This window comes from Rhizobium indicum (genome assembly GCF_005862305.2).
Taxonomy (GTDB): domain Bacteria; phylum Pseudomonadota; class Alphaproteobacteria; order Rhizobiales; family Rhizobiaceae; genus Rhizobium; species Rhizobium indicum.
In genome coordinates, this window is record NZ_CP054022.1 from 1,095,546 (window position 1) to 1,109,069 (window position 13,524).

At 60.4% G+C, this 13,524-nt stretch carries 11 protein-coding genes and 2 pseudogenes; 7 read left to right on the forward strand and 6 right to left on the reverse strand.

From position 1 onward, the window contains the following. The first annotated feature begins 47 nt into the window (after window positions 1–47). The 5 genes from glf (at window position 48) to FFM53_RS29605 (ending at window position 9,543) form a co-directional block, all read left to right on the forward strand. On the forward strand, window positions 48–2,405 hold the full coding sequence (gene glf / locus FFM53_RS29585) for a UDP-galactopyranose mutase (protein WP_138390472.1): 2,358 nt from the start codon (window positions 48–50) through the stop codon (window positions 2,403–2,405). After that, a complete protein-coding gene (locus FFM53_RS29590; protein ID WP_138390471.1) occupies window positions 2,398–5,634 on the forward strand; it encodes a glycosyltransferase in 3,237 nt (1,078 codons plus the stop codon). The genes glf and FFM53_RS29590 overlap by 8 nt, the downstream gene beginning before the upstream one ends. Then, window positions 5,631–7,928: a glycosyltransferase family 4 protein gene (locus FFM53_RS29595; RefSeq protein ID WP_138330858.1), complete on the forward strand. Its 2,298-nt coding sequence runs from the start codon at window positions 5,631–5,633 to the stop codon at window positions 7,926–7,928. The genes FFM53_RS29590 and FFM53_RS29595 overlap by 4 nt, the downstream gene beginning before the upstream one ends. 186 nt (window positions 7,929–8,114) lie before the next feature. Further along, entirely contained in the window at window positions 8,115–9,026 is a 912-nt protein-coding gene (locus tag FFM53_RS29600) for a PhnA-like protein (protein WP_138390470.1), read from the forward strand. A gap of 22 nt (window positions 9,027–9,048) precedes the next feature. Further along, a complete protein-coding gene (locus FFM53_RS29605) occupies window positions 9,049–9,543 on the forward strand; it encodes a YciE/YciF ferroxidase family protein (protein ID WP_138390469.1) in 495 nt (164 codons plus the stop codon). Window positions 9,544–9,901: 358 nt separating this feature from the next. Here FFM53_RS29605 and FFM53_RS29610 read toward each other — a convergent pair whose 3' ends face one another. The 4 genes and pseudogenes from FFM53_RS29610 to FFM53_RS37105 form a co-directional block, all read right to left on the reverse strand. Further along, entirely contained in the window at window positions 9,902–10,621 is a 720-nt protein-coding gene (locus FFM53_RS29610; protein ID WP_138330855.1) for a Crp/Fnr family transcriptional regulator, read from the reverse strand. A gap of 136 nt (window positions 10,622–10,757) precedes the next feature. Continuing rightward, window positions 10,758–11,003 (reverse strand): hypothetical protein, encoded by a 246-nt coding sequence (locus FFM53_RS29615; RefSeq protein WP_138390468.1) that lies wholly within the window; start codon window positions 11,001–11,003, stop codon window positions 10,758–10,760. A gap of 66 nt (window positions 11,004–11,069) precedes the next feature. Beyond that, a complete protein-coding gene (locus FFM53_RS29620; RefSeq protein ID WP_138330853.1) occupies window positions 11,070–11,483 on the reverse strand; it encodes a hypothetical protein in 414 nt (137 codons plus the stop codon). Between the two features lie 88 nt (window positions 11,484–11,571). Further along, window positions 11,572–11,851: pseudogene (locus FFM53_RS37105) on the reverse strand (hypothetical protein). A 126-nt stretch (window positions 11,852–11,977) separates the two neighbouring features. Here FFM53_RS37105 and FFM53_RS36635 point away from each other — a divergent pair. After that, window positions 11,978–12,277, forward strand: coding sequence for a hypothetical protein (locus tag FFM53_RS36635; RefSeq protein WP_138390522.1), 300 nt, complete (start codon window positions 11,978–11,980; stop codon window positions 12,275–12,277). Between the two features lie 12 nt (window positions 12,278–12,289). Here FFM53_RS36635 and FFM53_RS29630 read toward each other — a convergent pair whose 3' ends face one another. Both FFM53_RS29630 and FFM53_RS29635 read right to left on the reverse strand, forming a co-directional pair. After that, complete coding sequence (locus FFM53_RS29630; protein ID WP_138390467.1) at window positions 12,290–12,592, reverse strand: hypothetical protein; 303 nt, start codon at window positions 12,590–12,592, stop codon at window positions 12,290–12,292. 197 nt (window positions 12,593–12,789) lie between these two features. Continuing rightward, window positions 12,790–12,897: pseudogene (locus FFM53_RS29635) on the reverse strand (isochorismatase family protein); the annotation flags it as partial. 101 nt (window positions 12,898–12,998) lie between these two features. On the opposite strand from FFM53_RS29635, the gene FFM53_RS29640 reads away from it, so the two are divergent. Then, window positions 12,999–13,499, forward strand: coding sequence for a YciE/YciF ferroxidase family protein (locus FFM53_RS29640; RefSeq protein ID WP_138390466.1), 501 nt, complete (start codon window positions 12,999–13,001; stop codon window positions 13,497–13,499). Window positions 13,500–13,524 lie beyond the last annotated feature (25 nt).

Sequence of the window (13,524 nt, forward strand, 5' to 3'; positions counted from 1 at the left end):
TTCGTCGCCATTCTTGGTTCGGGACCATTCTGATTGCGAGGTCCTCGATGAATCTGCTGAATTCTATCCCGCAATTGTCCGACAATAGTTTGTTGGATCACGCGCCGCTCATCTGCTTTTCGCATCTAAGATGGGACTTTGTACTCCAGAGGCCACAGCATCTGATGGAACGGTTCTCACGCGAGCGGCCGGTCTTTTATTTCGAGGAGTTTATCCCGACAGACCACCATCTCGCTTATCTGGAGATTCATCCCTTTGACGGCACGAACGTCAAGGCAGTCCGCCCGCGCATCCCACATTGGTGGAACGAGGTCGAACGGGAGGCCGCGCTTCGCCGACTGCTGGACGAACTCATTTTGCTCCACGGCGGCAAGCGGCCGATCCTTTGGTTCTATACGCCGCTGATGTTTGGCTTTGCCCGGCATGTCGATGCTGTCGCGATTGTCTATGATTGCATGGACGAACTCGCGAACTTCAAATTCGCGCCGGCCAATCTCAAGGCCTCCGAGCAGGCCTTGATGGCCTGTGCCGATGTCGTCTTTACCGGCGGTCTCAGCCTCTATGAGGCGAGGCGGGGTCAACACGACAATATCCATCCGTTCCCGTCGGGGGTTGATACGCATCACTTCCGCGCCGCCCGCTGCCCTTTGCCCGATCCAGCCGACCAGGCGCGTATTCCTCAGCCTCGTCTTGGATATTATGGGGTTATTGACGAGAGGCTCGATCTCGACTTGATCCGCAGCGTCGCAACGGCCCGGCCTGACCTTTCCTTCGTATTCTTGGGGCCGATTGTAAAGATTTCGCCGGATGATCTACCCCAGGGCGCGAATATCCATTATCTCGGGCAGAAGGCCTATGCCGATCTTCCGGCATATCTTTCGGGCTGGCAGGCTGCGCTGATGCCGTTTGCGCTGAACGAGGCCACGCGCTTCATCAGCCCCACCAAGACCCCTGAATATCTCGCCGCCGGCCGGCCGGTGGTTGGAACGCAGATCGTCGATGTCGTGCGCGGTTACGGCGACGTGCCAGGGGTGTTCTTGGCAAACGGTGCCGAGGCCTTTGCCGGCGCCTGCGACGCCGCGCTTTTATTGTCCCGTTCCGATGCGGCATGGTTGGAGGTGGTAGACCGGGTTCTGACGCAATCGTCCTGGGACATCACCTTTCGCAGAATGTCCGTGCTCGTCGAACAGGCGGCGGCGCAAAAAATGGTTTCGGCCGCCCTTCCTGAACGATTTCGCGTCGGAACCTCGCGCCGAGCACCTTCGGCAACCTATGACTATTTGATCGTCGGCGCCGGCTTTGCCGGATCGGTTCTTGCCGAGCGGCTCGCGGCCGACGCCGGCAAGCGGGTTCTTATCTGCGACAGGAGGCCTCATATCGGCGGTAACACGTACGATCACTACGACGAGGCGGCGATCCTGGTTCACAAATATGGCCCGCATATCTTCCATACCAACAGCGAAGATATCTTTGCTTATCTTTCCCGCTTCACGGCATGGCGGCCCTATGAGCATCGAGTGCTTGCCCAGGCCGGCGATCTGCGCCTTCCGATCCCGATCAATCGCACGACACTGAATGCGCTCTACAACATCGATCTGACCAGCGACGCCGAGGCGGAACGTTTTTTGGCGGACCGAGCCGAGCCTTGCGATCCGGTGAAGACATCGCGCGACGTCGTGATATCCCAGGTTGGCGCGGAGCTTTATCGGACCTTCTTCGAGGGCTACACCCGCAAGCAGTGGGGGCTCGACCCATCTGAACTTGACCGATCGGTGACGGCACGTATCCCGACCCGGACCAACACCGATGATCGCTACTTCCTGGATCGCTTTCAGGCCATGCCGCTTGACGGCTTTACCCGCATGTTTGAACGGATGCTGAACCACGACAATATCACGGTGATGGTCGGCACGGATTTCGCCGATCTCAGGCGTGAGAGCCTGGCTGACCATACGATCTTCACCGGTCCCATCGACGAATATTTCGGCCACTGCTTCGGGCATCTGCCCTATCGCAGTCTGAGGTTCACCCACGAAACGCATGATGTGCGGCGCCTATTGCCGGTCGCCGTCATAAACTACCCGTCGGAGGATGTGCCCTATACGCGCGTCACGGAATACAAGCACCTGACCGGCCAGGTCCATCCGATGACCAGTATCAGCTATGAATATGCGAGTGCCGAAGGAGAGCCCTACTATCCGATCCCGCGCCCAGAAAACCAGGCGCTTTACAAACAATACGAGAGCCTTGCGCGTACGCGCGACGACGTCACCTTCGTCGGGCGGCTTGGCACCTACAAATATTACAATATGGACCAGGTCGTCGGCCAGGCGCTGGCCACATACCGGCGCTTGCGGGATCGCCATGGATCCAGCAGAACCCTAGCCGTCGCCCAGCATGACTAAAAGGCCTCACGTCCTTCTGGCAACCGATAGCTTCGATCCCTCCGGGATGGGCGAACATATGCTCGCGCTCGGCCGCGGTTTGAGCGAACGCTGGAATGTCACCATCGCAGTGATGTCCGAGGATCCAACGGGCTTGTTGGCGCGCGCCGCGCGCGTCGGGCTTGCGGTGAAGCTGATCCAGGATACAGGCGAGTTTCACGAGTGGCTGTCGAGATCCAGCGTCGATATCCTGCACGTCCACGCAGGGATCGGATGGGAGGGCCACGATCTGGCGGCGGCGGCCGATGCCCGCGCCATCCCAATCATACGCACCGAGCACCTTCCATATCTTCTCAGCGACCCGGAGCAAATCGACCATTATCGACGCGAAACCGAGAGATTGGCGCATCTCATCGTCGTTTCCGAAGCCTCGCGGCAGAGCTTCTGTGAGGCACAGGTCGCGCCCTCGCGTTTGACGGTGGTTCGAAACGGCATCTTTCCGCTGCTGCCCGCGCGATCTGCCACCGCTTTCGCGCGGGAACTCGACCTTGTCGGAAAAACGGTCCTTTTGACGGTCGCCCGTTTCACCGAGCAGAAAGACCAGGCGTCGCTGGTGCGCGCCTTGCCGGCAGTCTTGAAGGATCACCCGTCCGTTGTCTTGCTTTTTGTTGGGACGGGGCCAGAGGAAGAGCGCGTCAGGGCCCTCGTCAAGGAGTTGGACGTGAGCGATCACGTCCAGTTTCTGGGGCACAGATCCGATGTCGCCGACGCCATGGCAATCGCTGATCTCTTCATTCTTACATCGCATTTCGAGGGCCTTCCGCTGGCCGTTCTGGAGGCCATGTCGCTTGCCGTGCCCGTGATTGCAACACGCATTGGCGGGACGGTGGAGGCGCTCGGCGATGATCATCCCTATTTCACCGAGCCGGGCAATCCAGCGGCGATTGCTGCCGTCATCCATCAAGCGCTGGCCGATCCTCATCGTCTGGCGGCAAGCGGCCGGGCCGGCCTTGAACGTTTCAAACGGGACTTTTCCGTCTTTCGAATGGCTGCCGAGACCGGGGCCGTCTACGAGCGGTTCCTGACCCAGCCGGGAAACCAAACACAAAAGGACACTTCCATGGAAAAAACACGGCTGGGCTTCATCGGTGTCGGAGGTATCGCGCGCCGGCACCTGGACATTCTGGCGAGCTTCGACGATGTCGAACTCGTGGCATTTGCCGACCCCGATCTTGGCCGGGCCGACGAGGCGGCGATGCGCTTCGGTGCGAGATCGTTCGGGCATCATCGCGAAATGCTCGATACGCAACAGCTTGATGCGGTCTATATCTGCATCCCGCCTTTTGCCCATGGCGAGCCCGAACGCGATCTCATCCAGCGCCACATCCCGTTTTTTGTCGAAAAGCCGGTGTCGCTGAGCCTGGCGCAGGCCGAAGACATCGCTGCGGGGGTAGCCGACGCCAACCTCGTAACGGCTGTCGGCTATCATTGGCGCTATCTTGATATCGTCGACGAGGCCAAAAGCCTGTTAGCAGACAATCCCGCGCAGCTTCTGTCAGGCTACTGGCTCGACTCGACACCCCCGCCGGAATGGTGGTGGAAAGCGGACAAATCAGGCGGTCAGATGGTCGAACAGGCAACCCATCTGCTCGATCTCGCCCGGTGGCTCATCGGCGACGTCACGGAAGTCTACGGACGCGCTGGCTACAAGGACAGACCGGATTTTCCAGGCCTGGACGTACCGACGGTAACGACGGCGAGCCTTACCTTTGAAACGGGCGTGGTCGCCAATATAGCTTCCACCTGCCTTCTCGGCTGGAGCCATCGGGTCGGATTGCACATTTTTGCCGACAGGCTGGCGATCGAGTTGACCGACCGTGAGATCATGGTCGATGTCGGACGAGGACGCCCGGTGCGCACCGCCGACGGTGATCCGGTCTGGCGCGAGGACCGCGATTTTATCGATGCCGTACGTGGTGGCGAAAACCGCATCCGGTGCCCCTACGGCGACGCTGTAGCAACCCACCGTCTTGCCCTGGCCGTGGTGTCCTCGGCCCGCAGTGGGTCGGTCGTGCATCTCGACCCCTCCGGGATTAGACGGACTCAACCAGCGCCGCTGCAGCCGCAGCCGCGGCCGCCGGAGGGGCTTCCACCCGGCCATCGCAAGATTCGCTCGCTTGGCGTCGAGGCACCGGGCCGTGCTTATTTCTTCGACTATGAGGAAGGCCCGCCGGCCAACGGCCACTTGCGGCTTGAAACGCTGTTCACTGGTCTGTCCGCGGGCACCGAACTGACCTTCCTGAAGAACACCAATCCTTATTTCCGTTCCCGCTTCGATGGCGGGCGCGGCGTCTTTATCGAAAACGAGCCCGACCTGCATTATCCCGTTCCATTCCTCGGCTACATGGAGGTCGCGCGCGTTTCGCAGTCGCGTGCACATGGTTTCTCCGAGGGCGCGGTGCTCGCGGCGAGCTATGGTCATAAGACCGGCCATACGGCAGATCCGTTTCACGATCTCTTGGTCCAGGTGCCCCCGGACCTCGATCCCCTGCTCGGCATCTTCGTCGCCCAGATGGGGCCGATCGCCGCCAACGGCATCCTCCATGCCGACGCGGAAACGTTCGGGGCGAATGTCCCCGCACTCGGTGCGGGTGTCGCCGGTCGTCCGGTGATCGTTCTCGGGGCCGGCACCGTCGGTCTGATGACGGCGCTCTTTGCCCGCGTGCTTGGCGCCTCCGACGTGGTGATCACCGACCCCTCCGACTTTCGCCGGAAAAAGGCGGAGGCAATGGGGCTGACCGCGATGACGGAAGATCAGGCTTGGCAGCATGCCAAGGCGCGCTGGCATGACGGGACGATGGGACGCGGTGCCGATCTCGCGTTTCAGACACGAGCGCATCCCGGCAGCCTGCATACGGCGCTCAAGGCTTTGCGGCCGCAGGGTACTGTGATCGATCTTGCCTTCTACCAGCACGGAGCGGATGCCTTGAGACTTGGCGAAGAATTCCACCACAATGGCCTGAACATTCGGTGCGCTCAAATCAACCGCGTTCCCCGCGGGCTCGCTCCTCTCTGGGATCGGCGCCGGCTTGCGCGTGCGACGGTCGACCTCCTTGCCTCGGACGGAACAACGATCCGTGAGCACATGGTCACCCACGTCGTCCCTATTGACGAGGCACCATCCTTCCTCGCCGATCTGGTCGAGAACCGACCGGAGTTCCTGCAAATAGTCTTCAAGGTTGGCGAATGACCATCGAACCGACGCCCATCCGGATCCTCTTCGTCTTCGCCTGGCTGGTCGTCGGCGGGGAGGAGACCGAAGTGCGGCTGCTGGCCAAACACCTTGATCGCCGCCGTTACCGCATCGACGTCGTGGCCTGCTTCAAAAAGCCCGGCATGCCCGAGCAGACCCATGTACAGCTCCGCTCCCTCGGGATCGACGTCGACACCACACCCTACGACTTGTCGTTTAACGACACGGTCGGCTACCTTGCCGGGAAAATCTCGAGCTACGACGTCGTCATCTCCTGTCAGAACGTCGCGGATATCTATCCTGCGTTGGAGCGCCTGCATCTTCGCCCGCCGCTGATCGAACATGGCGGGCTCGTTTCTGAAGCACTGGCCGGCCCCAAACATTTGACGACCCGCTACGTCGGCGTATGCCGTTCCATCCGCGACGCCGCCGCAGCGCGGATGCCGGGACGCGAGCATGATGCGCTTGAGATCCCCTCGATGGTCGACCTCTCGGCGTTCGATCCAGTTCTGCGGGGGCCGACCCGTAGCGCTCTGGGGATTGCCGAGGACGAGGTTCTGATTGGCTGGGTCGGCCGGCTCGACCCCAAGAAGAACGTCGAGGATTTTATCGAAGCCGCTGCTCTGGTGAGTGTCGCGGCCAAGCATGCCAGGTTCATGATCGTCGGTGGCCCGGACGCCTTCGTGCCGGACTATGCGATCCAACTCAAGGCCTTGGCGGCCCAACGCGGGCTCGGCGGTGTGCTTCAGTTTCTGGGCGACCGGAAGGATATCCCTGCCCTCATGGCGTCATTTGATATCTTTGCCTGGCTTTCAAGCGGAGAAGGCATGCCGCATGTCATTGCAGAGGCCGGTGCAGCAGCCCTCCCGGTGATCGCAACGCCCGACAACGGCGCGAAGCAGCAGATTGACGACCACGTATCTGGTCTGTTCGTCCCCTATCGGGATGCCACCGCCGTGGCCGGACAGATGATCGCTCTTTTGCGGGACACGCGGCGTCGACATGCACTTGGCACCGCACTACGGCGGAAGGTGGAGAACACCTATTCAATCGAGGCGGTTTTGCCGCAGTGGGAGCAGCTGCTGGCGGATGTCTGCGGCAAGGGCAAGGCGGCCGGTCCGACCGGTCTGTTCCGGTCATTTCTGCAGGGCGGTTTCGAATGCTCGACCCATCGGCTTCGGCCGCGGGAAGGTGAGACCAAGGGCCGCCGTCTCGACATGATAGCCGCCGTCAGCCACGATCGCTACGCCGAAGAGGACTACCGTCAACTTCTAGGCCTGGGGATCCGCACAGTGCGCGACGGCTTTAGATGGCACCTGATCGAGAAATCCGGTGGCTATGACTGGTCGAGCGTGCGACCGATGATACGGGCGGCCGCGATGACCGGCACGCAGGTCATCTGGGATCTGCTGCATTATGGCTGGCCGGACGATCTCGACATCTGGTCGCCGCGTTTTGTCGATCGCTTCGCCGCCTTCGCCCGCGCTTGCGCAAAGCTGGTGCGCGAGGAGTGCGACAGTGTTCCCTTTTATTGCCCAGTCAATGAGATTTCGTTTTTCTCCTGGGGCGGCGGCGATGCGGGCTATCTGAATCCGTTTGCCAATGGCCGGGGCTTCGAATTGAAAGTGCAGCTGGCGCGCGCCGCAATCGCTGCGATGGACGAAATCAGTTCAGTTGACCAGCGGGCGCGCTTCGTTCACTGCGAGCCGGTGATCAATGTCACCGCGCATCCCTCACGGCCCGAAGACAGGGGTATTGCCGAAGGTCACCGCCAATCGCAATACCAGGCGTGGGATCTCATCGGCGGTCGATTGTGGCCGCAGATCGGGGGAAGCGAGCGCTATCTCGACGTCATCGGCGTGAATTATTACTTCAACAACCAGTGGATTCATGGAGGCACACCGATCGACATCGGGCACGAGCTATACAAGCCCCTCAATGAGATTTTGCGCCAGACTTTCGCGCGATACGGCAGGCCGATCCTCATCGCCGAGACCGGTATCGAGAACGAGCGACGCGCGACTTGGTTCGAATATGTTGTTGGCCAAGCTTCCCTGGCAATGCAGTCTGGCGTTCCGCTGGAGGGACTATGCCTCTATCCGATCGTAGATCATCCGGGCTGGGACAATGGCCGCCAGTGCGCAAATGGCGTTCTTTCGACGGAGGTCACGGCATCCGGACGAACTGCATACGCACCGCTTGCGACCGCTATTCAAGCGGCGCGAGCTGGAATGCCTTTCGCAACCGATCGAGGCGGCCAAAAATTCATCCCGTCGCGAGCCGCCCGATGACAATGGGACGGCAAATTTACCCTTACGCGCGGACCAGCGTCTCGTCATGCGCCGACCGCTAGGCAGGATACAGCGGTCCTCGTCAAGCGGCTGCGCATCATAAGATAAGTTGGTTATGCGGGAACAATTCCTCGACGCGTGAGTACGACGTCACCACGCACTCGAGAACTCAAAGGAGTTCAATCCATGTCAAAACTCGCCACCAACCGAATACCCGGCGACGTCGCACATACTGTCGATCCTTCCCTAACATCATTCACCAACATTGCATGGGGAGCCGTGTTTGCCGGTGTCGTTCTCGCTCTTGCCACACAGCTCCTTCTAAATCTGCTCGGCGTTGGCATTGGTGCGGCTGTCCTCGATCCGGCGACCTCGGACAATCCGGCGGCCAGCACGTTCTCGATTGTCGGCGGCCTCTGGTTCGTCGTCGCCGGCATCATCGCATCCTTCATCGGTGCCTATGTTGCCGCGAGGCTTTCCGGCAGACCAAGCAAATCCACGGGCGGCTATCATGGGGTCACATCCTGGGCCGTGACCACGCTTGTCGTTCTCTTTCTTCTGACAACGTCGGTGGGTTCGCTCGTCGGGGGTGCGTTCCGCGGCCTGTCGAGTATCGTCGGCGGAGTTGGCCAGACGGTCGCAACGGCTGCGACCGCGGCCGCTCCGGCGTTGGCCACAGCAACCGACCCGATGGGCACCATCGAACAGCAGATCAGAAATGCCAGCGGAGGCAACGATCCTGCGGCTCTGCAGACTGCAGCGGTCTCCGCCATGACGGCGGTTGCCACCGGAGATCAGTCGAAGATAGACGATGCCAAAACACGTGCCGCCGACGCCCTGGCCAAGGCCCAGAACATCCCAGTCGATCAGGCACGGGCGAAGGTGGATGAATACGAGGCCAGCTACAGAGCTTCGGTCGAACAGACGAAGCAGCAAGCGTTGGCCGCAGCCCAGACGGCGACGAAAGTCGTGTCACGGGGTGCGCTTCTGGGTTTCCTCGCGCTCATGCTCGGCGCAATCGCAGCCTGGTTCGGCGGCACGGCCGGCACCAAGCCCGCTTTGTTTGTCGAAGAACACACTTCCACCCAACGGCTTTAATCACCACCGGAAAGGAAACCTGATGTCTATCGAACCGAAAAATCTCAGCGATCTTCTCTACGAAACCCTCAAGGACATTTACTTTGCCGAAAATCAGATCCTAACCGCCTTGCCGAAAATGGCAGAAGCGGCCCGGTCTCCTGACCTCAAGCAGGCTTTCCAGACCCATTGGGAGCAAACCGAGGGGCAGGTCAAACGTTTGGAACAGATCTTTGAACTGATTGGCCAGCCAGCGAAGCAGAAAACCTGTAGTGCCATCCTCGGAATGATCGAGGAAGGGAAGGAGATGATGGAAGAGTTTAAGGGAACCCCCGCTCTTGACCCCGGCCTTCTAGCCGCCGCCCAAGCGATTGAGCATTACGAAATCAGCCGCTATGGCACCATGCTTTCTTGGGCAAGGACGCTCGGCCAGGACGAGGTTGCCGAGCTTCTCGGCCAGACACTCGACGAAGAAGAGTCGACCGACGAGCTACTATCGGAAATCGCCGAAACCGCGGTCAATGCAGCTGCCGCATGAAAGCTCTCGCGCGCGCCGCATCGGCGCGCGCCTGAGGAAGCAGACTCACTCAAAAATCTGTCGGGTTAAATATCGCCGACAATATCAGCAAGGAAAATAACGGATCTGCTTCGAAACCGGCGCCGGATGTGGCCACGTGCAGCGGCGGCACGGCGACCGTTAGTCCCTGCCAACACAACCGCGATGATGGGAGCCCCCTCTGCTTTGCCGTAGGCCCATGCGTAGAAGGCGTCAGGGGACGACCTGATCCTCCCGGAGATTCGGCACCCTTTGATCGAATGGAAACCAGCCCTTAGCGTCAGTCGCTGAAGCTGCAATGCATGCGCGGTGACAGGCCCTATGGTGGGAGTGGGTTACTCTAGGGCTGCGCGTAGCGCGCTTGCAGCAACACCCGGTACTCATGTTCAGGCTGCCCATAGGACCCCGCGGAATATTCCTCCAGTCCCGGTCGATCTCTGAGAACAACGCGTCCACGGTCCGACCGAATTAGCCCCTCTCCCTCCAACATATGCAAGGCGGTGGTCACGCTTGGCCGTCGGACGGCCAGCATCAAGGAGATAAACTGGTGCGTGATAGGCATATTGTCCGTTACAAGTCGATCGTGGCACATCAAGAGCCATCTCGCTAAACGTTGATCGATTTTGAATGCTGCATTTGCAAGGGCGGTATAGGCCACCTGCGCTGCAAACACATAGAGGTAGCGGGACAACAGGTCTGCAAAAACTCTATTGTCGGCAACGATTTCCTGAAACAGCCCGACTGGAAGGCGATGTGCAAATCCTTCAACCTGGATCACGATATCGTACGGGTTGGTATTTGCCCCCACCGATGACGCAGTGGGCGCAAATCCTTCTCGCCCAAACATGCCGGCCTCCGCTTTTAGGCCGCTATCCGAGACAGCCAAAACGGAACCGATGCCCGCCGACAGAAAATAGACTGACTTCAGCGGCTCTCCCGCCTGCGCGATCTGATAACCTTGAGGTAGGAACACCCTTTCCAAGCGCTCGGCGAAAGACCGGCGCTCTTCGTCTGGAAGCAATTTGATCAATCCGTTGTCGCATCCCGGCTGGCCTTCCATCTTGCGACCCCTGTTATGACGCGCGGCTCGCCCGCCGTTTTGAATGTCCCACAGCCCCTATCGGCTATGGCCCATCCTGACGCAATTCCCAGCGTAAGGGAATGATCGAGGTCATCCGATCCGAAAGGATGATACGTCAGTGAACCGTCGAATTCACTATGGTGTAGCGGGCAATTTCTGGCCGAAGCTCGAAAGTCCGCCGGAGAAGCCGGGCAGCCTCGTCCATCACAAGGACGACGTCCGTCAACTTTTCGATTTCAATGCGAAGACTGTAGGCCTCGAACTCGTCGAGTCCTGCTGCCAGCAGTCGCCTCGCTGCGTCGATCAGGCGTTCGGTGCGATCGACGACGTCGAGACTATTCTTGATGATGGTTTCGAGCATGCGTTTTCCCCTCGCTTGCAAGTCAAGCGTGGCGGAGAATCGCCTTATGCGCAATCCCGAAAGGACCTAGATCCGGTCTCGTACCCTGTCATAAAGATCGCGCATCTCGTCGAGCGCGCGGTCGTAACGCGAACGAGGCGGCGCCGAGCGGGAGCCTCCTATAGCAAAGGCGATCGCCCCGACGGCGGCTGCGATCGCGATCATCGTCGAAACAGGGTACAACTTCACCGTCGCTTGCGTCTGCCTCGCAGCCTCACGCGCGCCGCCCTTGATAGTCTGGGCGGCATCCGACACCTGCTTCTGTAACGTTTCAAGCTGCCTGCGGAGGGCGCCGAGTTCTTCGCGAGGATCATAATCGGGCTGGACAGGGACGCCGACCTGTCCAGTCGCAGTATCCACGACGCCCTTCGGCACTGGACTGGCGATCTTCGCAGCGGTGGCTTCGAGCGTAGCAGATTTACCTGGCTTACGAGGTGGCATATGTGTCCTCCAGACATTTGTTCACGGGTAAAGATGGGGCTGTGCCGTCGGAGGGCAAGCCTCTGGCAAAGGCGTCCGGCCAGCAGCATTACGTGAGCTTCTCGACCAGCTCTGCGTAGTCTGAGAAAGTGAACGTCTTGCCGCGCTGAGGGGCTTCATTGGCGAGGAGGAGCACGCGGACCGGGAAGAGCGTGGCGGCGCGGTTCGAATCGGAAAGCTCGTGTTCGTCGTCCTGATCGACCGCGCGCTCTGCAGCCCAAGTGCGGCGGCTATTTCCTGATGGGTCACGACACCTTTGGGTGACAAGATGTCCGAGATCGCCGTTACGGCCATGATCAGGCCTCGAGCTCGAGGTTCGCCGTGTTCAATCTGATCTCCTTCATGTGTGTCGCGGCGCCCCCGATAACAGGCAATGGCGCCTGGAAGTTCCGATGGCGCAGGAACAGGTTTGCTTCAAAGATGTTGAGGGCATAGGTCCACTGCTGGAGCGTCCCATGCCTTTCCTTGTCGAAATTCTTCTCCCTGTCATCCGAGGCAGATGCAACCGAACGAATCTCGACAGCGTGCGCAAAGAACTCACCGAGCGCTTCGGCGGCATCACCCTCCATGTCAACGCGCCCGCGGAAGGTCTGTGGGAGGACGACGGCGACGTCGAGGAGGACCGCATCATTGTCGTCGAAGTTATGGTGGACGATCTCGACCGTGCATGGTGGTCGTCTTACCGCGCCGACCTTGAGGTTCGCTTCCGTCAAGAGGAGATCGTCGTTCGGGCGGGGGTTATCGAGCGCCTGTAGGGAGCCCCAGGACTAAGACACGGCCTTCGGGGAAGAGAAGAAACCGGTCGCGGGCGACGTCTCTTCGGCCCCGTCGTCAGTTTCGACCACGCTTTCATCGGCGGCTTGCTGCGCTTCCACAAACGCCTCGTTCGGAATCCCAAACGTCGCAACCTGAACCATCAACTCGTTCGCTCTGCGAACGGCGGCGTCGCCGTCGAGATCGCCGGTCGATGAAACTACCGTCACGGAAATTCCCTCGCCTCCCTCGCCCGTGAATTCGACAGTGACCTTGCCGTTTGAAATGTTTGTAACACTGGTGCCGATGATCTGCATGTCTGTGCACTCCTTGATGGACGGAAGGAAATGCCGCTGTCGGGCTCTTGTTCCGGACGCCTGTCGCCGCTCAGCGCGGAGCGGGTCGGTCGGCCGGCGTCGTTAAGGCCGCGCCTTAAGCCTCGCAGGCGCTCCGTTTCCCCCGCTCCGCCTCCGCCGCGCTTTCGATCGCCTACATCGCCGTCTTGCGAGTAGCCGTCGGCGCCGGCGCAAAAGGCGTCGCGCACCACCACCACGCGATAGCCGAGATCAATCGCGCCCATCGCCGCGGCGAGAGCGCAGACGTCGGTGCCTCCGCCCGTGAGGGCGCGAAGTCGCCTTCCGGGTTCGCCATGTCCGCTTGCCGGAACAACTCCCGATACCCGGCGTTAGGTTCCCGCAAATCCCATTGCCACAGGAGGACACGATGGCAACTACGAAAACGCTCGACGACCTTTTCCTTGATACTCTCAAGGACATTTACTTTGCCGAAAAGCAGATCCTGAAAGCACTGCCGAAGATGGCCCGCAGCGCCCAGTCCGAACAAGGCAAGGCAGGTTTCCTGAAGCACCGCGACGAGACCCAGGGCCAGATCGCGCGGCTTGAGCAGGTCTTCGAAATCCTCGGCAAACCGGCGCGCGGTAAGACCTGCGAAGCCATCCAGGGCATCATCGCCGAGGGCGAGGAGATCATGGAAGAGTTCAAAGGATCGGCTGCCCTAGACGCCGGCCTGATCTCCTCGGCCCAGGCAGTCGAACACTATGAGATCGCCCGCTACGGTACGCTCATCGCCTGGGCCCGCCAGCTCGGTCTCAAGGACGCCGTTCCGCTTCTGCAGGCGAACCTCGCCGAGGAAGAAGCAACTGACAAGAAGCTGACCCAGCTTGCTGAATCCCAGGCCAATGCCAAGGGTTCCAAAGCAGCCTGACCACACCTCACGACAACTGCCGGCG